19 protein-coding genes are annotated in these 25,007 nt (G+C 61.2%); 13 read left to right on the forward strand and 6 right to left on the reverse strand.

What is annotated here, in order from left to right:
- Together ACE3SE_RS14145 and ACE3SE_RS14150 are read left to right on the forward strand one after the other, a co-directional pair.
- A partial coding sequence (locus tag ACE3SE_RS14145) for a bifunctional aconitate hydratase 2/2-methylisocitrate dehydratase (RefSeq protein ID WP_374556171.1) occupies positions 1-1,332 on the forward strand: 1,332 nt, incomplete at its 5' end.
- Positions 1,333-1,517: 185 nt separating this feature from the next.
- Positions 1,518-4,763: a DNA translocase FtsK gene (locus ACE3SE_RS14150; RefSeq protein WP_374556173.1), complete on the forward strand. Its 3,246-nt coding sequence runs from the start codon at positions 1,518-1,520 to the stop codon at positions 4,761-4,763.
- Positions 4,764-4,847: 84 nt separating this feature from the next.
- Here ACE3SE_RS14150 and ACE3SE_RS14155 read toward each other — a convergent pair whose 3' ends face one another.
- Positions 4,848-4,997: a hypothetical protein gene (locus tag ACE3SE_RS14155; RefSeq protein ID WP_156156867.1), complete on the reverse strand. Its 150-nt coding sequence runs from the start codon at positions 4,995-4,997 to the stop codon at positions 4,848-4,850.
- 206 nt (positions 4,998-5,203) lie between these two features.
- Between ACE3SE_RS14155 and ACE3SE_RS14160 the strand changes: the two genes are divergently transcribed.
- Positions 5,204-8,059, forward strand: coding sequence for a sensor domain-containing diguanylate cyclase (locus tag ACE3SE_RS14160; protein ID WP_374556175.1), 2,856 nt, complete (start codon positions 5,204-5,206; stop codon positions 8,057-8,059).
- On the opposite strand, the gene ACE3SE_RS14165 is transcribed toward ACE3SE_RS14160, so the two are convergent.
- Positions 8,056-9,252 (reverse strand): vWA domain-containing protein, encoded by a 1,197-nt coding sequence (locus tag ACE3SE_RS14165; protein ID WP_374556177.1) that lies wholly within the window; start codon positions 9,250-9,252, stop codon positions 8,056-8,058. The two genes, ACE3SE_RS14160 and ACE3SE_RS14165, sit on opposite strands and share 4 nt — an antisense overlap.
- Positions 9,253-9,355: 103 nt before the next feature.
- On the opposite strand from ACE3SE_RS14165, the gene ACE3SE_RS14170 reads away from it, so the two are divergent.
- From ACE3SE_RS14170 to ACE3SE_RS14205, 8 genes are all read left to right on the forward strand, one after another.
- Positions 9,356-10,786 (forward strand): coniferyl aldehyde dehydrogenase, encoded by a 1,431-nt coding sequence (locus ACE3SE_RS14170; protein WP_374556179.1) that lies wholly within the window; start codon positions 9,356-9,358, stop codon positions 10,784-10,786.
- Position 10,787: 1 nt separating this feature from the next.
- The gene (locus tag ACE3SE_RS14175) at positions 10,788-11,303 is read left to right on the forward strand and encodes a hypothetical protein (RefSeq protein ID WP_374556181.1); all 516 of its coding nucleotides are present in this window, start codon (positions 10,788-10,790) and stop codon (positions 11,301-11,303) included.
- Entirely contained in the window at positions 11,300-12,904 is a 1,605-nt protein-coding gene (locus ACE3SE_RS14180; protein WP_374556182.1) for a GMC family oxidoreductase, read from the forward strand. The genes ACE3SE_RS14175 and ACE3SE_RS14180 overlap by 4 nt, the downstream gene beginning before the upstream one ends.
- Positions 12,905-13,128: 224 nt before the next feature.
- Complete coding sequence (locus ACE3SE_RS14185; RefSeq protein WP_374556184.1) at positions 13,129-14,391, forward strand: TolC family protein; 1,263 nt, start codon at positions 13,129-13,131, stop codon at positions 14,389-14,391.
- A 1-nt stretch (position 14,392) separates the two neighbouring features.
- Positions 14,393-15,304: an HlyD family secretion protein gene (locus ACE3SE_RS14190; protein ID WP_082086284.1), complete on the forward strand. Its 912-nt coding sequence runs from the start codon at positions 14,393-14,395 to the stop codon at positions 15,302-15,304.
- Between the two features lie 2 nt (positions 15,305-15,306).
- Complete coding sequence (locus ACE3SE_RS14195; protein ID WP_374556187.1) at positions 15,307-17,244, forward strand: ATP-binding cassette domain-containing protein; 1,938 nt, start codon at positions 15,307-15,309, stop codon at positions 17,242-17,244.
- On the forward strand, positions 17,241-18,395 hold the full coding sequence (locus tag ACE3SE_RS14200) for an ABC transporter permease (RefSeq protein ID WP_374556189.1): 1,155 nt from the start codon (positions 17,241-17,243) through the stop codon (positions 18,393-18,395). Before ACE3SE_RS14195 ends, ACE3SE_RS14200 begins: the two co-directional genes overlap by 4 nt.
- Complete coding sequence (locus tag ACE3SE_RS14205; RefSeq protein WP_374556191.1) at positions 18,392-19,543, forward strand: ABC transporter permease; 1,152 nt, start codon at positions 18,392-18,394, stop codon at positions 19,541-19,543. Before ACE3SE_RS14200 ends, ACE3SE_RS14205 begins: the two co-directional genes overlap by 4 nt.
- A gap of 74 nt (positions 19,544-19,617) precedes the next feature.
- Here ACE3SE_RS14205 and ACE3SE_RS14210 read toward each other — a convergent pair whose 3' ends face one another.
- The 4 genes from ACE3SE_RS14210 to ACE3SE_RS14225 all read right to left on the reverse strand — a co-directional run bounded on the left by ACE3SE_RS14210 (position 19,618) and on the right by ACE3SE_RS14225 (position 23,066).
- On the reverse strand, positions 19,618-20,262 hold the full coding sequence (locus ACE3SE_RS14210) for a TetR/AcrR family transcriptional regulator (protein ID WP_374556193.1): 645 nt from the start codon (positions 20,260-20,262) through the stop codon (positions 19,618-19,620).
- A gap of 57 nt (positions 20,263-20,319) precedes the next feature.
- Complete coding sequence (locus ACE3SE_RS14215; RefSeq protein ID WP_374556195.1) at positions 20,320-21,195, reverse strand: mechanosensitive ion channel domain-containing protein; 876 nt, start codon at positions 21,193-21,195, stop codon at positions 20,320-20,322.
- A gap of 13 nt (positions 21,196-21,208) precedes the next feature.
- A complete protein-coding gene (locus tag ACE3SE_RS14220) occupies positions 21,209-22,819 on the reverse strand; it encodes a peptide chain release factor 3 (protein WP_045844971.1) in 1,611 nt (536 codons plus the stop codon).
- A 103-nt stretch (positions 22,820-22,922) separates the two neighbouring features.
- Positions 22,923-23,066 carry a hypothetical protein gene (locus ACE3SE_RS14225; protein WP_374556197.1) on the reverse strand — a complete coding sequence of 48 codons (144 nt, stop codon included), beginning with the start codon at positions 23,064-23,066 and terminating at the stop codon, positions 22,923-22,925.
- On the opposite strand from ACE3SE_RS14225, the gene ACE3SE_RS14230 reads away from it, so the two are divergent.
- Together ACE3SE_RS14230 and ribBA are read left to right on the forward strand one after the other, a co-directional pair.
- Positions 23,065-23,679 carry a riboflavin synthase subunit alpha gene (locus tag ACE3SE_RS14230; RefSeq protein ID WP_374556199.1) on the forward strand — a complete coding sequence of 205 codons (615 nt, stop codon included), beginning with the start codon at positions 23,065-23,067 and terminating at the stop codon, positions 23,677-23,679. The two genes, ACE3SE_RS14225 and ACE3SE_RS14230, sit on opposite strands and share 2 nt — an antisense overlap.
- 184 nt (positions 23,680-23,863) lie before the next feature.
- Positions 23,864-24,979 carry a bifunctional 3,4-dihydroxy-2-butanone-4-phosphate synthase/GTP cyclohydrolase II gene (gene ribBA / locus ACE3SE_RS14235; protein ID WP_374556201.1) on the forward strand — a complete coding sequence of 372 codons (1,116 nt, stop codon included), beginning with the start codon at positions 23,864-23,866 and terminating at the stop codon, positions 24,977-24,979.
- Positions 24,980-25,007 lie beyond the last annotated feature (28 nt).

Genomic DNA, 25,007 nt, shown 5'->3' on the forward strand with positions numbered 1-25,007 from the left:
CCGATGACCCGCGACGAGCTGAAAGACCTGGCTTGCCTGGGCTTCTCCGCCGACCTGGTGATGCAGTCCTTCTGTCACACTGCCGCTTATCCGAAGCCGGTGGACGTGAAGATGCACAAGGAACTGCCTGCCTTCATCTCCACTCGTGGCGGTGTTGCACTGCGTCCGGGCGATGGCGTGATCCACAGCTGGCTGAACCGTCTGCTGCTGCCGGATACCGTGGGTACCGGTGGTGACTCCCACACCCGTTTCCCGATCGGCATTTCCTTCCCGGCCGGTTCCGGTCTGGTGGCTTTTGCCGCTGCTACCGGCGTAATGCCGCTGGACATGCCGGAATCCGTTCTGGTGCGCTTCAAGGGCGAACTGCAACCGGGCGTCACCCTGCGTGACCTGGTAAATGCCATCCCGCTGTACGCCATCAAGCAAGGTCTGCTGACCGTGGCCAAGGCCGGCAAGAAGAACATCTTCTCCGGCCGCGTCCTGGAAATCGAAGGTCTGCCGGACCTGAAGGTTGAACAGGCATTCGAACTGTCCGACGCTTCTGCCGAACGTTCTGCTGCTGGTTGCACCGTGCATCTGAACAAGGAACCCATCGTCGAATACATGCGCTCCAACATCACCCTGATGAAGACCATGATCGCTGACGGCTACGCTGATGCCCGTACCCTGGAACGCCGCATCAAGAAGATGGAAGAGTGGATTGCCAATGGCGAACTGCTGAAGGCTGATGCCGACGCCGAATACGCAGCCGTGATCGAAATCGATCTGGCCGACGTGAAAGAGCCTATCGTGGCCTGCCCGAACGACCCGGACGATGTGAAGTTCATGTCCGAAGTGGCCGGCACCCCGATCGACGAAGTGTTCATCGGTTCCTGCATGACCAACATCGGTCACTTCCGTGCCGCGTCCAAGCTGCTGGAAGGCAAGCGCGACCTGCCGGTGAAACTGTGGCTGGCTCCGCCGACCAAGATGGATGCGCAGCAGCTGACCGACGAAGGTCACTACGGCGTGTTCGGCATGGCCGGTGCCCGTACCGAAATGCCGGGCTGCTCGCTGTGCATGGGTAACCAGGCACAGGTTCGCGAAGGTGCTACCGTGATGTCCACTTCCACCCGTAACTTCCCCAACCGTCTGGGCAAGAACACCAATGTGTTCCTGGGTTCGGCTGAACTGGCCGCCATCTGCTCCAAGCTGGGCAAGATTCCGACCGTGGAAGAGTACAAGGCCAATATCGGCATCATCAACGAGAAGGGTGCTGAAGTGTACAAGTACCTGAACTTCGACCAGATCAAGGACTACCAGGACATCGCCGCTACCGTGGCTGTGAACTGATCCTTCCCGTGATCGACAAGAACCCCGCCTGGTGCGGGGTTTTTCATTCTTGTCTTATCAGCCGGTGTCATGCAGTTTGCTGGCAAATAAGGGTACAATCGACGGTTTGAATTGCCCTGTTCTGTCTTGTCGCCTGCATGCCGCTGGCGGCAGGCGGTGATGAATGACGAAAGAGGTTGCAGATCGTGTGGTTTGTGCTGGCACTGATGGGTTTGGGTGTGGTGGGGGGGGTTGCCTGGCGCAAGCGGGGAGGGCAGTGGCCTTCGGTCAAGGACCTGCTGCAACAGCGTGGTCGCTTGCTGGGCAGGCTGGATCGCCTGCTGGGCGCCAGTCATGATGAGGAACTGGATATCACCCCGGCTGCGTTTCGCGAACGCAGGCGCGAACCGGTAGCCATTCGCTTCGATCTGCCGCAAGAGCAGCCCGCCACGCCACCGCTGGAAGATTCGCCTGTTGCACCGGTGCTGCCTGACCGTGCGCCAGCTGCAATGGCCCAGGCCACTACGTCGCCGCTGAGTCGGCCTCAGCCTGAAGTTTCGCCCCGCCCGCAAACAGCGCCAACGCGTGCCGCTCCGCCGGCTGACCTGCCCCATGTGGAACTGGAACGTACCTACCGTCGCAGCAAGCCACAGCCCAAGCCAGCGACGGCTCCGGTCAGCGGCAATCTGCCGGTCATCGGTCTGGATGAGCTGCAACACAATATGCATCATGGCACGCGTCGCCGGCAGGCCGAGCGCAAGGCTGGTGCCATGCCGCAGTCTGAAAGCCGTGCGCTGCCGGTGATCGACCCGCATGAAGTGCGCGCCCAGGTCAGTGCCTTGCACAGCAAGCGTCGCAATGCCGAGCCGTCAACGCCCAAACCGCAAGTCATCTTGCAGCCGGTGCGTTCGGCCCCGCTCAAGATCAAGACCCAGACCCCGCCGCCACGGCGCGAAACTCCGCCGGTGGAGCCGCCCATCGTGCGGCACGAGCAGCAGGCCAGAAGCAAGGCCTACGAAGGCTGGATTCGCCCGCCGGAAAGCCGTCCGCCGCAAGCCAAACCCGTCGCGTCTGCCCCGCAGCCAAGCCCTGTGCATGCGCCGGGCTTGTCGCTGGCCGATATCCCGGATGCACCGTCTGCCAGCATGCCCTTGCCTGGCCTCGCCGGGCGCTTGCTGGAGCAGCCGGAGACCCCGCTGGCGATTGAGCCGGATGTTGTCTTGCCGGAAGCTGCCAGCGTCTTTGCCGAGGCAAAAGATGTTGCTGCTGATCAAGCACCTGTCGTCGACGCAGCCATGCCCGCAGAGCTTGCACCGCAGGCCATGGAAGAGGTGAGTGCGGCGCTTGACCAGGTTAATGCTGACCTGGCAGAGCCATTACCGACGGAGCCGGCAGTAACCATGTCTGAGCCGCCGCAGGTCCAGCCTGACGCTGCGCCCATGCCCCATGTCACGCCGGCCGTTTCGTCGGCAGTACTACCGTCAGAGCCGGTAATCCAGCCAGTTTCCCAGCCAGTTATCCAGTCCGTGGTTCAACCTGCCCCGCAGCCAGAGCGGCAGCCCTGGCGCTGGCCGGAGCAAAGACAGCAGGCAGCGCTTGTCGGTACGGCAGCAGCGCTTGGCAGCAGCGCAGCAGCCAGCAGCGCAAGCAGTTTGCCGTGGGCGATGATCAGCGAGCGCACCCCGCAAACCCAGCCTGCAGCGCCGCGTCCGGACAGCACGCTGGTCTGGCACTTGCTGGACGATTCCTCATCAGCGGCTCCGGTTGCAGGGCAGGCTATTGAGTCTGCTGCTGTCGCTGCCGAGAGCACCGTGCAAGTAGAAAACCAGCCAGACTCCATCGCCAGCAGTCCGCTTGATGATGCGGCCTCGCCGTCGCCGCTGGGCACGCAGGCCGATGCGGCCTTGCCCTGGGCGCTGCCTGCCCCGGCGGCGGCACATCGCTCCAGCCTGCCGGTGATTTACGGCGAAGACTGCCTGCCTGGGCTGGATTTGCTGCGGCCGGCCGAAGAAGCCACCACCGTGGTGTCGGAAGACGAATTGCTGGAACGCGGCATCCTGATCGAGGAAAAGCTGGCCGAGTTCAAGGTCAAGGTCAGCGTGGTGGATGCCTATGCCGGGCCGGTAATCACCCGTTACGAAGTAGAACCCGCTGTCGGTGTGCGCGGCAATCAGGTGGTCAACCTGATGAAAGACTTGTCACGCGCACTGGGGCTGGCGTCCATCCGGGTGGTGGAAACCATTCCCGGCAAAACCTGCATGGGCTTGGAGCTGCCCAATGCCAAGCGCCAGATGATCCGCCTGTCGGAAATCTTTTCGGCCGATGTGTTCCAGCAGCCTTCATCACGCCTGACCATGGCGCTGGGCAAGGACATTACCGGTCAGCCGGTGGCCATTGACCTGGCCAAGGCGCCGCACCTGCTGGTGGCCGGTACTACCGGTTCCGGCAAGTCGGTGGGCGTGAATGCGATGATTCTGTCCATGCTGTACAAGGCCACGCCGGACGAAGTGCGCTTCATCATGATCGACCCCAAGATGCTGGAACTGTCGGTGTACAACGACATTCCGCATTTGCTGGCCCCGGTGGTGACCGACATGAAACTGGCCGCCAATGCGCTTAACTGGTGCGTGGGCGAGATGGAACGCCGTTATCGCCTGATGAGTGCGCTCGGCGTGCGTAATCTGGCCGGTTACAACGACAAGGTGCGCGAAGCCGAGGAGGCGGGTCGTCGCCTCACCAACCCGTTCAGCCTGACGCCGGAAACCCCGGAGCCGCTGCACAAACTGCCCTTTATCGTGGTGGTGGTAGATGAATTTGCCGACCTGATGATGGTGGCGGGCAAGAAAATTGAAGAGCTGATTGCCCGTTTGGCACAGAAAGCCCGCGCTGCTGGCATTCACTTGATTCTGGCTACTCAGCGCCCGTCGGTGGACGTGATTACCGGTCTGATCAAGGCCAATATCCCCACGCGGATTGCCTTCCAGGTGTCCAGCAAGATAGACAGTCGGACCATTCTGGACCAGATGGGGGCCGAAAGCCTGCTGGGCCAGGGTGACATGCTGTTCCTGCCGCCGGGTTCAGGCTATCCGCAGCGGGTGCATGGTGCTTTTGTCACCGACGACGAAGTGCATGCCGTGGTGGATTTCCTCAAGCAATGGGGCGAACCGGACTACGTGGAAGGCTTGCTGACCGGCGAAACCGAGGCGGATGAAGAATCCGCCGCGGCCACAGCCAAGGTGCAGGCTGCTACCGAAAGCGACCCTTTGTACGACGAAGCGGTGGAAATTGTGCTGAAAACCCGCAAGCCTTCCATCTCCGCCGTGCAACGCCATTTGCGTATCGGCTATAACCGGGCGGCGCGACTGATCGAACAAATGGAAGCGGCCGGCATTGTCAGTGCCATGGAAAGCAACGGCAACCGTACCGTGCTGGTTCCGCAGCGTGAGTTCTGATTGCACTCAGGAGAACTGGCCAGATCAAGCCGGATAACAAAAAAGGCAGCCGAAGCTGCCTTTTTTCTGCTTGCCTGACCCTGATCAGTAACGACGCTGGCGGGAGCGGGGTTGTTCTTCATCGCGACGGATGCGGATGGGAACCAGCTCGCGTTTTTTCTCCAGCGGGCTGACGAGCATGCCCAGCACAACGGCAAAGGCGGCGATCAGTGCGATCATCAAAATGGTTTCCATGACGTTGCTCCTTTGGCAGTGTGGGGCGTGTTGTGCTGAAGGCTTGATTCATTGTCGACATAAGCTGCCGATTGCTCAAGCAGAATTTGTGGCAATCTGCGATTTTTTCAAGCATTTCCTGATTATTTCTCGGTATCGGCAGTAACACTCCATACATCATCTATAAAGTAGGGCATGAAATCGAATTCTGAGTGCCGGAGACACCTTTGACCGCGCCATCACAAGCACAGCCAGATCAATCCGCCGGATTGTTTTCCAATGTATTCCACCAGGTGGACGCGGCGCTATTGGTACTGGATGAGGCCGGCATCATCACCCTGAGCAACCCGGCGGCCGAGCGACTGTTGGGCATAGCTGGCGATGTCCTGTGCGGCCATCACATCAGCACGGTATTGCTGTGCGAAGCGAAGGCCATGGCATCCGGCGGGCTGCAGCCTGCATGTTCCAGTCAGGCCCGGGATTTGCTGGCGCTGTTTGATGCCGGGCTGATGCCGGGGCATGGCTTGCCTCGTGAATGGGTGGTGGCAGACAGGGACGGCAGCAGGCACATGGTGAGCATTTCTGCATCGCCACTGGCCCAGGGCAATGCCACTGGCCATGTGCTGGTGATTCAGGATCTGACAGAAATGAAACGCATGCAGCAATTGCTGCATCGCCAGCATGCGCTGTTTGCCAACGGGCCGATGGTGGCCTTCTCCTGTAGCCCGTCCAAGCCGCATGAGGTGCAGGAAGTCAGCCCCAATGTGGCGGAAATCCTGGGTTACTTCCCTGAAGACATCCTGCTGGACCCGCTATGGTGGCAACAAAGACTGCATCCGGATGATCAGGCCGCCCTGGCCGATGGCCGCTGGCGGCTGGCGCAAAGTGAAGGGTTTGCCACTTGTCGCTACCGCTTTTTGCATGGCAGTGGCCGCTGGTGCTGGCTGGAAGAGCATGTGCAGCTGTTGCCCGACGATGTGGTGCAGGGCTACTGGATTGATGTCAGCAAGCAGGTGGAAGGCGAAGACCGGCTGGCCAAGATAGCCAGCAATATTCCCGGCATGCTGTTCAAGTACACCATCAACCCCTACGGGGTGGGGCACTTTGTCTATGTCAGCGAGGGCGTGCGCAACCTGTTCGGCATTTCACCGCAGCAGGCCCGGGACAATGCCGAACTGGTAGCGCAGCGGATATTTCCGGACGACTTGCAACGGGTGCGGGAAGAGGGTGAAGCCGCCTTGCGCTATCACCTGCCCTGGATATGCGAGTTCCGCATCCTGTTGCCAGATGGCCGCATGATCTGGGTGGAAGGGCGTGCCACGCCGGAATTGCAGGATGACCAGTCCGTGCGCTGGCACGGGCTGATTTCCGAGATTACCCAGCGCAAACGCACGGAAGAGGCCTTGCGGGAAAGCCAGGAGCGGCTGGACATGGCCATGCGCGGGGCCAATATCGGCTTGTGGGACTGGCATGTGGCGCTTGGCAAGCTGGACTTCAACCAGCAATTGGTGAACATGCTGGGCTACGACTATCACACCCTGCATGACAACCCGTCGCAGTGGCAGGCATTGGTACATCATGAAGACTTGCCCATGGTCCGGCGCAATATCAGTGCCTTGCTCCGGCGCGAGGCCAGTCAGTACCGCATTGAATACCGCGTGATACGTCGTAGCGGCGAGGTGATCTGGGTGCTGGACAAGGGCCAGGCCACCGAGGTGGATGGCAATGGCAATGTCTGCCGCATTGTCGGCACGGTGCAGGACATCACCACCCACAAGCAGGCGCAACGGCTGCTGGAGGATAGCGAAGCGCACTTCCGCATGCTGTTCCAGAACCATGGCGCGGTGATGATCCTGATCGACCCGGAGCAGGGCCGCATTGTCGATGCCAACCCCTCAGCCGAACGCTTTTATGGCTATTCCCATCAGGAACTGGTAGGCATGCCGCTGGGCCGCATCAACCAGATGGCCGAGGAGCGCATCCACGGCACCATTGGTGTTGCCTTGCTGCAGGCGCATAACCATTTCACCTTTACGCATCGGCTGGCCAGCGGGGAATTACGCACGGTCGATGTGCATTCCTCACCGGTTGAATCCGGCGGACGCACCCTGCTGTTTTCCATCATTCACGACATTACCGCCCGGCGCGAGGCCGAGGAAGCGCTGGCCACCCTGCAGCGGCAGTTGCTGGCTATCATCGAGCACTTTCATGGCGCCATGCTGCTGGAGGATCAGTCTGGCGAGGTGGTGCTGGTCAACCACCAGTACTGCGAAATGTTCATGCCTGACATGACGCCAGAGCAGCTGAAAAAGGAAAATCGCCTGCGGGTGGCCGCCCGTGCGGCTTCCTGTTTTGCTCATCCGCAGCAGTTGCTGCAGCGAATGGAAGAATTGCAGCAGACACGGCAGGTAGTGCTGGGAGAAGAGTGGGCACTGAAAGACGGGCGCATGCTGGAGCGCGACCACGTGCCCATTTATGTGGAGGGCAGGCTGCGCAGTGTGCTGTGGGTGTACCGCGACATCACCAGCCGCAAGCAGCAGGAAGAAACACTGCGCCAACTGGCCACCACTGATGCGCTCACTGGCATTGCCAACCGGCGCAGCTTCATGGAAAAACTGGCCGATGAATTTGCCCGCTTCCAGCGTTTCAGCAATCCGGTTGCGGTGCTGATGCTGGATATCGACCATTTCAAGCGGGTAAACGATACCTGGGGCCATGCCGTGGGTGACAAGGTGCTGCACGATTTTGCTGTCATCTGTCAGCAAGTGGTGCGCAAGGTGGATGTGGTGGGGCGTCTGGGTGGGGAGGAGTTTGCCGTCCTGCTGCCCGGCTGCGGTATGGCCGGAGCGCTGGCGCTGGCCGAACGGCTGCGCGAGGCGGTGCGCAGCCATGTCATCCAGGTGGGGGATGCCAGTTTGCAGGTACGCACCAGCATCGGCGTCAGCAGCTTTGCCCGCAGCCAGCAGGACGCCAGTGTCGCCCTGGCATTGGCCGACCAGGCCTTGTATGAGGCCAAGCTGGCCGGGCGCGATCAGGTCCGGGCCTTCGACGGCCATGGCCAGCACTTTCCCCCGTCAAGCTAGGGGGCCAGTAAGGCTCCCCCTTGTTTCAGGCTGCGCATGGCACGGTCCACGCCTTCCAGGGTGAGCGGAAACATGCGCTGTTGCATCAGTTGCTGCATCAGTTGCAGGGACGGGGTGTAGCCCCAGTATTGCTCGGCCACCGGGTTGAGCCAGGCGGCATGGCGGAAGTGGCTCAGCAGGCGCTGCATCCATACCGCGCCGGCTTCCGGGTTCATGTGCTCCACGCTGCCACCCGGATGGCTGATTTCGTAAGGGCTCATGGTGGCATCGCCCACCAGGATCAGCTTGTAATCCCTGCCAAAGGTATGCAGCAGGTCCAGCGTGGACAGGCTGCTGCCTTGCCGCCGCCGGTTGTCCTTCCACACCGTTTCATACACACAGTTGTGGAAGTAGTAGTACTCCAGGTGCTTGAACTCGGTCTTGACGGCGGAGAACAGTTCTTCCACCGCCTTGATGTGGTCGTCCATCGAGCCGCCGACATCAAACAGCACCAGTACCTTTACCGTATTGCGCAGGGTGCGGCGCATGCGCAGGTCCAGCAGGCCGGCCTTGCGGGCGGTGCCGGCAATGGTGGCTTCCAGGTCCAGTTCTTCGTCGGCACTGTCACGGGCAAATTCGCGCAGCCGGCGCAAGGCCAGCTTGATGTTGCGGCTGCCCAGCTCGGCGGCATCGTCGAAATTGCGGAATTCGCGCTTGTCCCACACTTTCACCGCACGGCGATGGCGCGATTCTGCCTGGCCGATGCGGATGCCTTCCGGGTTGTAGCCATAAGCACCAAACGGGCTGGTGCCGCCGGTGCCTATCCATTTGTTGCCGCCCTGATGCCGCTCTTTCTGTTCTTCCAGCCGCTGGCGCAGGGTTTCCATCAGTTTGTCCCAGCCCATGGCCTGCAATTGCTGCTGTTCTTCCGGGCTGAGGAATTTCTCAACCTGCTTGCGCAGCCAGTCTTCAGGGATGTCTTGTTGCAAGTCATCCAGATTCAGCGTCTTGCCTTCGAAGTAATGGCCGAACACCTGATCGAAGCGGTCGTAATGCTTTTCGTCCTTGATCAGCGTGGCGCGCGACAGATAGTAAAAAGCATCCAGGCTGCCAAAAGCCACGTTCTGCCTGAGTGCTTCCAGCAGGGTCAGGAATTCCTTGAGTGATACCGGCAAGCGGGCATCGCGCAGGGCATAAAAGAAATCGATCAACATGATGGATACACGGGTGACAGAGGAAATTTCTGATGCTATTCTGGCTTTAGAGTCGTGGCTCTAAACGACCGTTTGCCGGATGGAACAACACGAGGATAGCACAATGCCTGTCATGCCGATGCCGCCAGACACCGAACAGGGTCTGCAGCAGGCCTATGCCGCCATGCGCCATGCCGCCGACGCGGCAAGGTTTCCCGATCTGGCCACGCGCCGTGGCTGGTTGACGGCGCTGGAACAGTTGATACAACAGAACCGCACTGCCTTGATCGAGGCGGTGAATGCCGACTTCGGCCAGCGCAGCAGTGTGGAAACCCGCTTGCTGGAACTGTTTCCCAGTCTGGAAGAGCTGCGCAGTGCACGACGCCAGCTGGGCCGCTGGATGCGGCCGCAACGCCGTGCCGTTTCGCTGTGGTTCCGCCCGGCGCGCAATCAGGTGATACCGCAGCCACTGGGCGTGGTGGGTGTGGTGGTGCCGTGGAACTACCCGCTGTTTCTGACATTTGGCCCCTTGATTGGTGCACTGGCGGCGGGTAACCGGGTGATGATCAAGATGTCCGAGCTCACCCCGGCCACCGGTGCGCTGCTGGCCAGACTGGTGGCGCAGTATTTCGAGCCGGGGCTGGTGACGGTGGTCAATGGCGATGCGACGCTGGCACAGGCCTTTACCCGCCTGCCGTTTGACCACCTGCTGTTTACCGGTTCCACCGCGGTGGGACGCCATGTGATGCGGGCGGCGGCGGATAATCTCACCCCGGTGACGCTGGAACTGGGTGGCAAGTCGCCCGCCCTGGTGGCGCGCGATGCCGACTTTGCCCGCGCTGCCGAATCCATCGTGGCAGGCAAATTGCTCAATGCCGGTCAAACCTGCGTGGCACCGGATTATGTGCTGGTGAATGCCAAGGACCGTGACCGCCTGCTGGCCATGCTGGATGCCGTTGCCACTCGCGCCTATCCCACGCTGGCGCATAACCCGGACTACAGCAGCATCATCCATCCGCGGCATTACCAGCGCCTGCAACAATGGCTGGACGAAGCCATTGCTGCCGGGGCGACGGTTCGGCAGATCAATCCGGCCGGGGAAGACCTGGCCGCAGTGCGCAAGCTGCCGCTGACGCTGGTGCTGGATTGCCCGGCCCATTGCGCGCTGATGCAGGAGGAAATCTTCGGCCCCATCCTGCCGGTGGTCAGTTATGACCGCTTTGACGAGGCGCTGGAGTACATCAACGGCCGGCCGCGCCCACTGGCACTTTACCTGTTTGATCGCGACCCGGTGCGCATCGACAAGGTGCTGCAACAAACCGTATCCGGTGGCGTATGCATCAATGAAACCATCCTGCACGTGGCGCAGGACGACATGCCGTTTGGCGGCGTGGGGCCTTCCGGCATGGGGCATTACCACGGCTACGAAGGTTTCCTCACTTTCTCCAAGCTCAAGCCGGTATTCACCCAAAGCCGCTGGGCCGGCAGCTGGCTGACCCGTCCGCCATATGGCCGGACGGTGGAATGGCTGCTCCGACTGATGTTGCGAGGCTGACATGCTTACCCGCCGCAAACTGATCAAGACCGGCATGGCCGGCAGTGTGGTGCTGCTGGCCGCAGGCCTGCTGGCCACTCCGCAGGCGGACTGGCCGGCTCACGCCGAACCGGCGCTGCATTTCCTGCAGCCGGTCGATGCGCAAGTAATCCGTAGCATTGCGCCGGTCATGCTGGGCATGTCCGGCCTGCCCGTGAACGACATCGTGCGCGGGGTGGATGTGGCAATAAGCAATCTGCTGCCCGCCATCCAGCAGGAGTTGCGCCAGTTGTTCGACCTGCTGGCCAATCGCTGGGCGCGGCGCTGGCTGGCCGGCGTGCGCAAGCCCTGGGCGCAGGCGACGGACAGCGAGCTGACTGCTTTCCTGCGTAGCTGGCAGCACAGCCCCTTGTTATTGCTGCGCTCGGCGTACCAGGCCTTGCATGCGCTGATCAATGCCGCCTGGTTTGGCAACCCGGCCAGCTGGAGCGCGATGGGGTATCAGCAACCACCACAAATCATGAGTCTGCTGCCATGACGACACCGATGAGCTTGCCCGATCCGATTGCCCAGGGCGTGGCCGACGGCTGGCGCGTGCTGGACGGAGCCACCCGGCAGCAGGACTTGCAACTGCATTGCGACGTGCTGATCATCGGCACCGGTGCCGGCGGCGGCATGACGGCCGAAGTGCTGGCCCAGGCCGGGCTGGACGTGCTGATGGTAGAAGAGGGAGCCTTGCGGACATCGCGCGACTTCCGCCTACTGGAAGCCAAGGCCTATCCCGAGCTGTATCAGGAGGCCGCCAGCCGCAAGACCGCCGACAAGGGTATCAATATCCTGCAGGGCCGTACCGTGGGTGGCAGTACCACGGTCAACTGGACCAGCGCCTTTCGCACGCCTGCCGACACGCTCAACTGGTGGGGTGAACGCTATGGCCTGCACGGGCTGAACCCGCAAGCCATGGCCCCGTGGTTCGACATGGCCGAAGCGCGGCTGGGCATTGCCGACTGGCAGACCGATCCCAACCCCAACAACAGCGTGCTGGAACAAGGCTGTCAGGCGCTGGGCCTCAAGCATGGCCGCATCCGGCGCAATGTGCGCGGTTGCTGGAACCTGGGTTATTGCGGCATGGGCTGTGCCACCAATGCCAAGCAATCCATGCTGGTGACCACCATTCCTGCCGCCTTGCAGCACAAGGCTGGCTTGTTGACGCGGGCTCGCGTGGAGCGGCTGCTTCCCACGGCCGACGGCAAGGCCTTGCAAGGGGCGGAAGGTGTGCTGCTGGCGGCTGATGGCCACAGCCTCACCGGTCGTCGTTTCCGGGTGAGTGCTGGCCATGTGGTGCTGGCGGCAGGTTCCATCGGCACGCCAGCCATCTTGTTGCGCAGCGGCCTGGCGGACAGCCATGTTGGTAAGCGCACCTTTCTGCATCCGGTCGCCATTTGCGGTGCGGTGATGCCGCAGCGCATCGAAGCCTATAACGGCGCACCGCAAACCGTGTATTCCGACCACTTCATGCACACCCAGCCACTGGACGGTCCGCTGGGTTACAAGCTGGAAGTGCCGCCGGTGCATCCCTTGCTGGTGGGGGTGACGCTGTCAGGTTTTGGTCAGAAAACTGCCAGCCTGATGCAGCAACTGCCGCATCTGCATGTGATGCTGGCCCTGCTGCGCGATGGCTTTCACCCGGACAGTCAGGGCGGGGTGGTGCGCTTGCGCGCCGATGGTTCGCCCGAGCTGGATTACCCGCTGAACGATGTGCTGTGGGATGGTGTGCGGCGCAGCTGGCTCACCATGGCGGAACTGCAGTTTGCCGCCGGTGCGCGTCAGGTACAGGTGATTCACGAACAGGCCCCGCTGCTTTCCAGCTGGAAGGAAACGCGGGAAATGATAGCCGGCTTGGCGCTCAAGCCCTTGCTGGCACGTCTGGTCAGTGCCCATGTGATGGGTGGAGCCGCCATGAGCAGTCAGCCGGACAGCGGGGTAGTGGACGAATACGGCCGCCACTGGACGCTGCGTAACCTGAGCATTATCGACGGTTCCATCTTCCCCACCAGCATCGGCGCCAATCCGCAATTGTCCATCTATGCCTTTGCCCTGCGCGCCGCACATCAGTTGCGCGCGGCATTGAAAGCCTGAATTTCTAGAGCAAAAGCCCGAAAATGCCGCGTATCTGGCATTTTCGGGCTTTGTATTGTCTGTCATCCCGTTTTTGCTTCGGTTTGACTGATCAAGCGCAACAACCGGCCATGCAGTTGCAATATACTGAAGTCATTATTGATGAATGAGTGTTCATTACTTCAATGGCATTTTCAGGCAAGTTTTTACCGCTGTGGCTGGGGTTGTCTGTATCGAGTTGCCCGGTGCTGGCAGAATCATTGCAGCAAGCCTGGCAGCAGGCCGAACAATACAGTCACAGTCTGCGCGCCGAAACACGAAAGGTGGATGCCGCCCGCCTGCAAGAGGATGCCGCTCATGCCGCAGCCGGGCCGGCTTTGACGCTGGACGCCGGTGTCAGCCAGCTGGACAGTACGCCGACCGCGCGGCTGGACATCAGCCCGCTGACGCAAGGTCTGGGTGCGCTGGGCCTGCATCTGCCGGCCTCGGTGGATGCACCGCTCAGTAACCGGGATGTGCGCTATGCCAATGCCCGGCTGGGCCTGCCCCTGTATACCGGCGGCAGGCTCACCGCCCTGCAGCAATCGGCTGCGGCAGCAACATCGGCCAGTCGCTACGCGCAGGAGCAGGTACGCCAGGCCTTGCGCCTGCAAGTGGCGGAAGCCTATGTCAATGTGTTGCGCGCGCGCCATGCGGCAGCCGTGGCCAGCCAGTATCTGCACAGCCTGCAAGCCTATCAGCGAGATGTGAACAATTTCTTCCGCAAAGGCGTGGTGGCACGGGGTGATGTGCTGGGGGCAGCGCTGGCGGTGGCGGATGCCGAGCAAAAGCTGATTTCGGCCCGGCAGGCAGAGACGCTGAGCCAGGCTGCCTACAACCGCCTGCTGGGGCGTGACTTCAGCCAGCCGGTGAAGGTGGATGAACTGGAACTGGCCGGTGACGGACGCAGTCTGGCTGCCTTGCAGCAGCGCGCCATGCAGCAAAGGCCGGAACTGGCGGGCCTTGCAGAATGGTCCGAATCCTTACAGGCCACTGCCCGCAGTGTGCGCGCGGAAAGCCAGCCGCAGCTGGGGGTGTATGCTGCCTACAGCTACCTGAACAATCCTTATCTGGTGAATAAGGGCGTGGGTTCGGTCGGACTGGGAGTCAGCTGGAGCGTGTTCGACAGCGGCCTGATCCGCGCTCGTGCCGGCAGTGTCAGCGAACAAGCCAGCGCGGTGCAGGACCAGTTGCAGGAGGCTCGCAGCCTGATTGCGCTGGAAGTGGAGCGCAGCCATAGCCAGCAAATCGAAGCCACAGCCCGCATCCGCGTGGCCGAGGCCGCCTTGCAGTCGGCAGACGAATACCTGGCCATCCAGCGGGACCGCTATCGCAATGGTCTGGCCAATCAGACCGAAGTGCTGGCCGCCGAAGTACGGCGCGCAGACAGCCAGCGCAATCTGTTCAACGCCCGTTACGACCACGCCCTGGCGGTGGTGGCCTTGCAACGGGCCATCGGTGAGTTGTGACATGAAAACAAGCAGAATCGTGATGGCAGGTGTGGTGCTGGCACTGGCCGGGGCGCTGGCTTACGGCATCTGGCAGGCGCGAGACCGGGGCCTGCCGGAAGGATTGATCCAGGCCAACGGCCGACTGGAGGGCGACAGCGTGCTGGTGGCCAGCAAATATCCGGGACGGCTGGAGAGCGTGCTGGTGCGCGAAGGGGATATGGTCAGCAGCGGTCAGTTATTGGCCCGCCTGCATTCGGATGAGGTAACTGCCCGCTTGCGGGCTGCGCAAGCCAGTCTGGCCGCCGCCCGTGCCCAGCAGCAACGTGCTGCTGCGGCTTCGGCCCAGGCGGACAAGGACGCCGCCCGTTTTGCCGACTTGCTGGCGCGCGGCTCGGTAGACCGCATGCATGCCGAGCAGATGCAACTGGCGGCCGTCAGCGCGCGCAGCCAGGCTGTACAGGCGGCCGAGCAAATCCATCAGGCCGAAGCCGCGGTGGCCGAAGCCACTGCCGTGCTGCGCGAATTGCAATTGACCGCGCCTTCCGGTGGCATGGTCAGCAATCGCCTGCGCGAGCCGGGTGAAATGCTGGCAGCTGGCGGCGGGGTGGTGGAACTGGTGGACCTGAACCACCTTTACCTCAAGGTGTATGTGCCGGAAAACCAGATCGGCAAGATCCGCCTTGGCCTGCCCGCGCAAATCAGCACGGATGCCTTCCCCGCGCATCCGTTTGACGCCACCGTCAGTCATATTGCCGCCCGTGCCGAATTCACCCCCAAGGAAGTACAAACGCCTGACGAGCGGGTGAAGCTGGTGTATGCGGTCAAACTCAGCCTGAGCAGCAATCCGCAATTGCGCCTGACGCCCGGCTTGCCGGCCGATGCCGTCATCCGCTGGAAGGAAGGCGTGGCCTGGCAAGCCCCGCGCTGGTAGCCATGAGCGATACCATCATCAAGGCCAGCGGCTTCGGCAAGCAGTACGGTGGCCAGTTTGCCGTACAAGGACTGGACCTCGAAGTGCGCCGTGGCGAGCTGTATGGGCTGATCGGCCCGGACGGAGCCGGCAAATCCAGCCTGATGAAGGCGGTGGCCGGCGTGTTGTCCTACGAGCAGGGCCAGCTGGAGGTGTTTGGCCAGTTGCTGGACAGCGAGCGCCATGCCGAAGCCATCAAGGGGCGCATCGGCCTGATGCCGCAAGGCCTGGGGCAGAACCTGTATGGCGATTTGTCCATCGAGGAAAATGTCGACTTTTTTGCCCGGCTGCGGCTGGTGCCACGGGAAGAGGCCGCTGCCCGCAAGGAACAACTGCTGGCCATCACCCGCCTGGCGGCGTTTCGTCATCGGCCGATGAAGCAGCTATCCGGTGGCATGAAGCAGAAGCTGGGGCTGGTGTGCACGCTGATACACGCGCCACAGCTGATCATTCTGGATGAGCCCACCACCGGGGTGGACCCGGTATCGCGCCGCGACTTCTGGGCCATTCTGGCCACGCTGATCGCCGGGCAGGGCCTGACGGCGCTGGTGTCCACCGCCTATATGGACGAGGCCAGCCGCTTTACCCGCATGAGCCTGCTGCACCAGGGCAGCAAACTGGCCGAGGGCAGCCCGGCGCAAATCCTGCAACGGGTGCCGGGCTGCATCGTGCAGTGCCGGGTGCAGCCGCAGTTGAGCGCCATGCAGCGGCTGACGGCGCGCTGGCCGCAGTGCGAAGCCATGGGGCCGGAGATCCGCCTGTTTGTGCCTGAGCCAGATCAGCCTGTTGCCCGCCAGCAGGTGGTCGATGTGCTGCAAGGGCTGGAGTGCCAGCAGCTGGATGTGCTGGATGCCGAGCTGGAAGACGTGTTTGTCGCCATGCTGGGCGGCAAGCAGACGGGTACCACTGCACCGGACACCATGGCGGCACCGGCAGCACCCGTTTCGGCCAGCCAGGAGCTGGCTATCGAGGCCAAGGGGCTGGTCAAGCGCTTTGGTGATTTTGTCGCGGTGGGCGATGTCAGCTTTCAGGTGCGGCAAGGGGAAATTTTCGGTCTGTTGGGGGCCAATGGTGCTGGCAAGACCACGGCCATCAAGATGCTCACCGGCATCCTGCCACCCAGCAGTGGCAGCGGGCGCGTGGCCGGTGCCGACATGAAGCAGGCCGGTGCGCTGATCAAGTCACGCATCGGTTATATGTCGCAGGCGTTTTCCTTGTATCTGGACCTGAGCGTGGTGGAAAACATCCGCCTGTATGCGGGTATCTATGGTCTGGACCGCAAGGCCCGCGATGTGCGCTTGCAGTGGATTCTGGACATGGCGGGCCTGCATGGTCACGAAAACGATCTGGCCGCCGCCCTGCCCATGGGCTTGCGCCAGCGGCTGGCACTGGGCTGCGCGCTGGTGCATCAGCCACGGGTATTGTTTCTGGATGAACCCACCAGCGGGGTGGACCCCCTGGGGCGGCGCGCCTTCTGGGACATCCTGTTCCGCCTGTCACGGCAGGATGGCGTGGCCATGCTGGTGACCACCCATTACATGAGCGAGGCTGAACATTGCGACCATCTGGCACTGATGTTTGCCGGACGGGTGGTGGCGGATGCCTCGCCGCAGCAGATGAAGCAGCAGGTACTGGACGAGGCCGGCCAGCTGTACCGGGTGTATGCCGACAATGCGGCAGCCCTGGTTTCCCCCTTGCAGGCCGCCGGTTTTGCCAATGTGTCGCCTTATGGAAGTGCCTTGCATGTGCTGACCCCGGATGTGGAGCGGCTGCAACAGGTGCTGCGCGGGCTGGGTGTGGCGCGGCCGCCGCAAGCCCGCCCCATCGCCATGGAGGATGTGTTCGTGCAGCGTGTCAGCCAGCTGGAAGCGCAATCACATGCCACCGGGAGTGCCGCATGAATCTGCAGCGTGTAGTGGCCATTGCAGGCAAGGAATGGCGTGAAATCGTGCGCGATCGCCTGTTCTTCACCCTGGCCTTTGTGGTACCGGCCTTGCTGATGCTGTTGTTCGGCTACGGCCTGTCGCTGGATGTGGAAAACATCCCGTTTGCCGTGGTGGACCACGACCGCAGCGCCGCCAGCCGCGACTATGCCTACCGCTTTATCGATTCGCGCTATTTCCGGTTTCGCGGCTATGCCGGGGATGAGCGCGATGCGGCGCAGTTGATTGGTTCCGGCGCAGTGCGGGTGGTGCTGGTGATTCCGCCGCAGTTTGGCAAGACGCTGGCCCAGGGCCGTCCGGCTGCCATCCAGACCCTGGTGGATGGCAGCTTCCCCAGCCGCGCCATGACCACCAAGGGCTATGTCACGGCCATCAATGCCGCCTTCAGCCTGGCGGCGGTAGCCCAGGCGGTGTCGCATGCCACCGGCCTGTCGCAACAGGATGCTCTGGCGCAGCTGACGCCCATCGCGCTGGAATCGCGCTATCTGTACAACCAGAGCGTGTCCAGTATCTGGTCGCTGGCACCCAAGCTGATCATGGTCATCCTGATGCTGTCACCACCATTCCTCACTGCGCTGGGCGTGGTGCGGGAGAAAGAGAACGGTTCCATCTTCAATATCTATGCCTCCAATGTCAGTCGTGGCGAGTTTCTGGTGGGCAAGCTGGCTCCATATGTAGCCATTTCCAGCGTCAACATCCTGTTGCTGTGGCTGCTGGCGGTATTGCTGTATCAGGTGCCATTCAAGGGCAGCCTGCTGTTTTTCCTGCCTGCCACACTGGTGTACGTGCTTTGCACCACCGGCATCGGCCTGCTGGTGTCTGTGCTGGTGCGCACCCAGGTGGCGGCGATGATTGTCACCATGGTGGTGACCATGATTCCGGCGGTACTGTATTCCGGCCTGATCATTCCCATCGTGTCGCTGGGGGCTGGCGCGCATGTGGTGGCACAGCTGATGCCGGCCATGTATTACACCGAGATCGTGGTGGGCTGCTTCCTGAAAGGGGTGGGGCTGATGTCCTTGTGGCGGCCGCTGGCGGTGCTGGCGCTGTACGCCTGCCTGCTGTTTGCCGCCGGCTACCAGCTGTTCAGCAAGAGGCCGAACATATGAAAGCAGAATGGCAACTGGCCTGGCGGCGCTTTGCCGTCATGCTGATGAAGGAACTGAAGCAGTTGGGGCGTGACCGGGTATTGCTGGCCTTTATCGTCTATGCCTTTACCGCGGATATCTTTCTGGCGGCGTCCGGCGTGTCCTTGTCCCTGAACCATGCCGCCACGCTGGTGCAGGACCTGGACCGCAGCCCGCAGTCCCGCGAACTGCTCTCCCGCTTCCAGCAACCGTATTTCCGTATCGACGGTACGGTGTCGCAGGATGCTGCCGCGCTGGCTGCGCTGGATCAGGGCCGCGCCATGCTGGTGCTGTCGGTGCCGCCGCAGTTTGGTCGGGATCTGGCCAACGGCCGGCCCACCAGCCTGGCCATGCAGGTGGATACCACCAATTCGGTGCTGGGGTTCCTGGCTACCAGCCATGCGCAGCAGATTGTCAGCCAGTACGGGCTGGAAAGTGCGATGCAGCGGCTGGGCATGGGGGAGGCGGCCACCCGCAATCTGCCACAAGTACAGAACGATATCCGTGTCTGGTACAACCCCAATCAGGAAGACAGCTGGTTCATGGGGATATCGGAAATGCTGAACATTGCCACTGTGTTTGCCGTATTGCTGCCCGCGGCCGCCATGGTGCGCGAGAAGGAGCGTGGCACGGTGGAGCAGCTGATCGTGTCGCCATTATCCCCGTTCGGCATCTTGCTGCCCAAGGTGGTGTCGATGACCGGGGTGATTCTGTGTGGCGTGGCGCTCAGCCTGTTCCTGGTGCTGATTCCGGTATTTGCCATTCCGGTAAAGGGCAGTCTGCTGCTGTTTTTTGCCCTGTCCGGCCTGTATGTGTTCACCACCGCCGGGCTGGGGCTGTTTGCCGCCACCATTGCGCGCAATCTGGCGCAGGCAGGCATGCTGTCGATTCTGATTCTGGCACCCATGCTGTTTTTGTCAGGTGCCTGGACGCCGCCGGAAGCCATGCCCGGCTGGCTGCGCGGCCTGATGTTCGCCTCGCCGCTGCATTACTACCTGGACATTGCCTTCGGGATTTTGCTCAAAGGGCAGGGTCTGGCCGACTTACAGAGTGCCATTCTGGGCATGGGCGGCATTGGCGTACTGGTGTTCGGGGCGGGCTTGCTGCTGTTCCGTCGTCAGTTTGATTGAGCCTGACCGGCGGGGCGATAAGCAACAAGGCCGTTTCCATGCGGAAACGGCCTTGTGTTTCACCCGGTTGCTGTTCAGCCGGCGTGGCGTGCCTGCAGTTGCTGGAAGGCAGCCATGAAGTCCGGCTGCACATAAGGCTTGAGCAGTGCCATCACCTGACGTACACCGCGATGGCCGGAAGCCTCGGTAATGGGCGACTTGGGTCGCGAAGTCTGCTCGAAGGCAAACCAGAATTTCACCACCAGCCAGATATTGATGCTGACGGCCTCGATATCTTCTTCGTCCATCTTGAGCAGGCCAAGACGGATGAACTCGCGGAAATGTTCGCCCAGAATGCTTTTCAGTTCGGTATTGACGAACTGGTGGTACTCCGACTGCAACTGCGGGCTGCGCGCCAGCATGCCCGGCAGGTCGTAGAACATGAAGCGGAACTGCCACATCGCGAGGAAGGCGGTGTCCAGATAGTTCACCAGGTCCGCTACCGTCATGTCTCGCTCTTCCGGCACGGCCAGACGCTGATTGATGAAGTCGCGGTACATCAGGAAGATCTGGTAGACGATCTCTTCCTTGTTGCGGAAGTGGTAGTACAGATTGCCCGGACTGATGCCCAGATGAGCCGCGATATGATTGGTGGTGATATTGCGTTCGCCCTGTTCATTGAACAGTTTCAGGCTTTCCTGAATGATGCGGTCGTAGGTCTTGATGCGGGGTTTGCTCATGAGGCACCGAAGCAATGGGGCAAGCGCAGATTATAACTACTGTTTGGAGTTTAAGCTCTAATTATTTGACTGGCTTGCGGTTTGCCCTGCCGTGGCCGTATCGGGATAGCAGGCGGCCATGAACTGATAAATGATGGCCTGCTCGATGCGCTGCCGCTCCTTGGCCGGAATGGCGATACGCAGAATCAGCTGGTAGCGCTTTTCGTCCACCGCCTGCATGCCGATGCGCGGCTCCACCGACGGAGTGTCCACCAGGTAACGTTCGGCCATGCGTTCCATGTGTACCTTGGCGGCTGCCACGTGCTGCTGGCAATGTTCTTCTGCCGCCGTCAGCAACAGGTGCTGGGCGCGGGTAGGGGGAATCTGGTAACCCACCGGCACATTGATGATGTGCATTACATAGTCGCCCATGTAATTTTCCCGGATTACCGCCTGCGACAGCAGCAGGCTATTGGGAAAGGTGAGGGCGCGGCCGGTCATCTGGTGGGCATTGTGCTGCGGCCCTATCTCCATCACCGTGGTGGACAACAGGCCGATATCCACCACCCGGCCGCGAATATTGCCCACCTCGATATGATCCCCCAGGCTGTAGCTGTTCGACGCATGGCGCACCACGAAGCCCGACACGCACAAAATCAGCTCCTTGGTGGCCAGGATCAGCGCCGCGGCAAAGGCCAGCATGGACACCGCGATGGTTTGCAGCTCTTCCGCCCAGATCAGGCCTATCCCGGCCAGGCCGGAAATGAACAGCACATTGCGGGTGGAGACCGACCAGCGACGGCGCTCCTCCACCGGCACGTTGACATTGCTGGACAGGATATGGCCGACCACCAGCCGGATCAGCAGCAGCACGGTCACCAGCATCAGCGAGCGCACGATTTCGTGGCTGTAATCGGTGCGCAGCTGACGTAGCAGGTCGATCAGGTCGGACATGGCGCTGTCAGGCTCAGTCGTTCAGCTTGACCGCGTGTTCACGGGTTTCGTGGAACACGATGTCCGGCCAGCGTTCCTGCGTCAGTTGCAGGTTGACGCGGTTGGGGGCCAGATAAGCCAGGTTGCCGCCGGCGTCGGTGGCAATGTTCATTTGCAGCGCCTTGACGAATTCGTCCAGCTTCTTGCGGTCGTCGCAGGTAAACCAGCGCGCCGACCAGATACTGGCCGATTCAAACACCGCATCCACGCCGTATTCGGCAGCCAGACGTGACGCCACCACTTCATACTGCAGCACGCCCACGGCACCCAGGATCAGGTCGCCGCCGCTGTGCGGCTTGAATACCTGTACCGCGCCTTCCTCGCCCAGCTGTTGCAGGCCTTTTTGCAGCTGCTTGAGTTTCAGCGGGTTCTTGATGCGTACCGAGCGGAACAGTTCCGGGGCAAAGAAGGGAATGCCGGTGAAGGCCAGTTCTTCGCCCGAGGAAAAGCTGTCGCCAATCTGGATATTGCCGTGGTTGGGGATGCCGATGATGTCACCGGCAAAGGCTTCTTCCACAATCTCGCGGTCGTGCGACATGAAAGTCACCACGCTGGAGGCGGCAATGTCGCGGTTCAGGCGCAGGTGCTTCATTTTCATGCCGCGCTCGAACTGGCCGGAACACACGCGCAAGAACGCAATACGGTCGCGGTGCTTGGGGTCCATATTGGCCTGGATCTTGAACACGAAGCCGGAGAACTTGCCTTCGGTGGGGTTAACCATGCGCACGGTGGCGTCACGGTCTTGCGGAGCCGGGGCCCAGTTGATCAGTGCATCCAGGATTTCGCGCACGCCAAAGTTGTTGATGGCGGAGCCGAAGAATACCGGGGTGAGTTCGCCAGCCAGGAATTCTTCCAGATTCCATTCGTTGGAAGCGCCCTTGACCAGTTCGATTTCCATGCGCAGATTGTCCATTTCCAGCGGAAACAGCTCGTCCAGACGCGGGTTGTCGATGCCCTTGATCACTTCGATATCGGTAATCAGCTTTTCGCTGCCGGCTTCAAACAGGATGACTTCGTCGTTCAGCAGGCTGTACACGCCGCGGAAGGTCTTGCCCATGCCGATAGGCCAGGTAATGGGCGCGCAGCGGATCTTCAGCACGTTTTCCACTTCGTCCAGCAATTCCAGCGAATCGCGCACTTCACGGTCGTACTTGTTCATGAAGGTGACGATGGGCGTATTGCGCAGGCGGCAGACATTCAGCAGCTTGATGGTTTGCTCTTCCACGCCCTTGGCAGCGTCAATCACCATCAGCGCACTGTCTACGGCGGTCAGTACGCGGTAGGTATCTTCGGAGAAGTCCTGGTGGCCCGGAGTGTCCAGCAGGTTGACGGTGTGCTCGCGATAATCGAACTGCATTACCGAGGAAGCTACGGAAATGCCACGTTGCTTTTCGATTTCCATCCAGTCCGAGGTGGCAAACTTGCCGCCCTTCTTGCCTTTTACCGTACCGGCCATCTGGATGGCGCCTGAAAACAGCAGCAGTTTTTCGGTGAGCGTGGTTTTACCGGCGTCAGGGTGGGAAATGATGGCGAAGGTGCGGCGGCGCGCCACTTCCTCGGCAATGCGGGACAATTCTGCGGACATGGATTAGGAACAGGCTTGATCTTGAGAAGGCGGTGATTTTACAGGATAGCTGCGCACAACAAAACCTCGGGCGCTGCAAATAGTTTGCGCCGGTTTTTCTTTTTCACATCAGCAGGATAGCGGCACTTGTCACCATGAAGGGCTGTCCGGAGAGGGAAAGCGGGTCGGCAGCGTGGCATGATTTGGTTATCATCAGTGTTTCGCTGCCGGTATTGACCGGCAGGCAGGACAGAACAGGAGCAGGCATGTTTACCGGTATCGTGCAGGGCATGGCCGAGGTGGTGGCCATCGAGGAAAAGCAGGATTTTCGTCGTCATGTAGTAAGGCTGCCGCAGGCATTGACCGGCGGTATCGAGCTGGGTGCGTCCATTGCGCATAACGGCTGCTGCCTGACCGTGACCGAAGTGAATGATGACCTGGTGGCCTTCGACCTGATGGCCGAAACCCTGCGGCTGACCAATCTGGGTGCTTTGCAAGTGGGCGACAGGGTGAATGTGGAGCGCGCGGCGAAATTTGGCGATGAAATCGGCGGCCATGCCATGTCCGGTCACATCATTTGCCTGGCGCGGGTGGAAGAAGTCATCCGTACACCGAACAACTGCACGGTATGGTTCAGCCTGCCGGCAGAATTCACCAAATATGTGTTTGCCAAGGGCTATATCGGTATTGACGGTTGCAGCCTCACCATTGGTTCTGTGGATGGCAACCGCTTTTGCGTGCACCTGATACCGGAAACGCTGGAGCGCACCATCATCCAGTTCCGACAGCCGGGGGATGCCATCAATATCGAGATCGACCCGCAAACCCAGGCCATTGTCGATACCGTGGAGCGGGTGCTGGCGCAGCGTCGGCCGGTGTAGCCCTGGTTTTGCCATGAAATTTCGTTCCGGCGGCTTGATGCCGGACCGATTGGCTCCATGTTCAACAAGATATGCCAAGAGGCAGGACCGTGAACCGGTGTGAAGACGCAACCGCCGGGCTACGGCCAAACAGCTTTCTGTCGCCCGTGCGCAATCGTCGTGCGGCACGCACTCTATAAAAAGGATGCAGCAAATGGTTATTTCTCCGGTGCAGGACATCATTGCCGATATCAAGGCAGGCAAGATGGTGGTGCTGGCTGATGCGGAAGACAGGGAAAACGAAGGCGATATCGTGATGGCGGCCGAGTTCGTCACACCGGAAGCCATCAACTTCATGGCCAAGCATGCGCGCGGCCTGATCTGCCTTACTCTGACCGAGCAGCGTTGCAAGCTGCTGGAGCTGCCGATGATGGCAGCCAATAACGGTACTTCCTTTGGTACCAACTTCACTGTTTCCATCGAAGCGGCTGAAGGCGTCACCACCGGCATTTCTGCCGCCGACCGCGCCCGCACCGTGCAGGCCGCCGTGGCGCGCAATGCCAAGGCCAGTGATCTGGTACAGCCTGGCCATATCTTCCCGCTCAAGGCGCAAAACGGTGGTGTGCTGATTCGTGCCGGCCATACCGAAGCGGCCTGCGACCTGCCGATGCTGGCTGGCCTGGAGCCGGCCGGGGTGATCTGCGAAATCATGAATGACGACGGCACCATGGCGCGCATGCCGGAATTGCTGGAGTTCGCCAAGACTCATGGCCTGAAGGTGGGCACCATCGCCGACCTCATCCACTACCGCAGCCGTACCGAATCACTGGTGGAAGAGGTGGGTCAGCGCCCGGTGGAAACCCCGTTCGGTGCGTTCGATCTGCACGTATTCCGCGACGTCACCACCCGCGAAACCCATCTGGCACTGGTCAAGGGCCAGTTGGACGAAAACGAGGAAACCCTGGTGCGCGTGCACGAGCCGCTGTCCATCATGGATGTGCTGGACCCGACTTCGCGTCCGCATTCCTGGACGGTTCCCGGTGCGCTGGAAGCCATCGATGAAGCCGGCAAGGGCGTGGTCATCCTGCTGTATCGCGATGAAACCGGTGACGACCTGCTGCAGCGTGCGCTGGGGCAGAACGTGAAGCGCTCGCCATGGGATGGCAAAACCTTCGGCGTGGGTGCGCAAATGCTCAAATCACTTGGCGTGGGCAAGATGAAGCTGATGTCGCCGCCGCTGAACGTACCGTCGATGGCCGGTTTCAATCTGGAAGTCACCGGATTTTGTCAGCCTGAACACTTTCATATCGAAATCGGTTAAAATAACCGGTTTTCCGTCATGACCATCC

The organism is Aquitalea pelogenes (assembly GCF_041914625.1).
GTDB classification, from domain to species: Bacteria; Pseudomonadota; Gammaproteobacteria; order Burkholderiales; family Chromobacteriaceae; genus Aquitalea; species Aquitalea pelogenes.

Excerpts from the sequence above, each read along its gene's own strand:
- ACE3SE_RS14220 (WP_045844971.1), bottom strand. The coding sequence starts at position 22,819 with ATGTCCGCAGAATTGTCCCGCATTGCCGAGGAAGTGGCGCGCCGCCGC.
- ACE3SE_RS14210 (WP_374556193.1), bottom strand. The coding sequence starts at position 20,262 with ATGAGCAAACCCCGCATCAAGACCTACGACCGCATCATTCAGGAAAGC.
- ACE3SE_RS14180 (WP_374556182.1), top strand. The coding sequence starts at position 11,300 with ATGACGACACCGATGAGCTTGCCCGATCCGATTGCCCAGGGCGTGGCC.
- ACE3SE_RS14225 (WP_374556197.1), bottom strand. The coding sequence starts at position 23,066 with ATGCCTGCTCCTGTTCTGTCCTGCCTGCCGGTCAATACCGGCAGCGAA.
- ACE3SE_RS14230 (WP_374556199.1), top strand. The coding sequence starts at position 23,065 with ATGTTTACCGGTATCGTGCAGGGCATGGCCGAGGTGGTGGCCATCGAG.
- ribBA (WP_374556201.1), top strand. The coding sequence starts at position 23,864 with ATGCAGCAAATGGTTATTTCTCCGGTGCAGGACATCATTGCCGATATC.
- ACE3SE_RS14195 (WP_374556187.1), top strand. The coding sequence starts at position 15,307 with ATGAGCGATACCATCATCAAGGCCAGCGGCTTCGGCAAGCAGTACGGT.
- ACE3SE_RS14200 (WP_374556189.1), top strand. The coding sequence starts at position 17,241 with ATGAATCTGCAGCGTGTAGTGGCCATTGCAGGCAAGGAATGGCGTGAA.
- ACE3SE_RS14175 (WP_374556181.1), top strand. The coding sequence starts at position 10,788 with ATGCTTACCCGCCGCAAACTGATCAAGACCGGCATGGCCGGCAGTGTG.
- ACE3SE_RS14165 (WP_374556177.1), bottom strand. The coding sequence starts at position 9,252 with ATGTTGATCGATTTCTTTTATGCCCTGCGCGATGCCCGCTTGCCGGTA.
- ACE3SE_RS14205 (WP_374556191.1), top strand. The coding sequence starts at position 18,392 with ATGAAAGCAGAATGGCAACTGGCCTGGCGGCGCTTTGCCGTCATGCTG.
- ACE3SE_RS14155 (WP_156156867.1), bottom strand. The coding sequence starts at position 4,997 with ATGGAAACCATTTTGATGATCGCACTGATCGCCGCCTTTGCCGTTGTG.
- ACE3SE_RS14170 (WP_374556179.1), top strand. The coding sequence starts at position 9,356 with ATGCCTGTCATGCCGATGCCGCCAGACACCGAACAGGGTCTGCAGCAG.
- ACE3SE_RS14215 (WP_374556195.1), bottom strand. The coding sequence starts at position 21,195 with ATGTCCGACCTGATCGACCTGCTACGTCAGCTGCGCACCGATTACAGC.
- ACE3SE_RS14190 (WP_082086284.1), top strand. The coding sequence starts at position 14,393 with ATGAAAACAAGCAGAATCGTGATGGCAGGTGTGGTGCTGGCACTGGCC.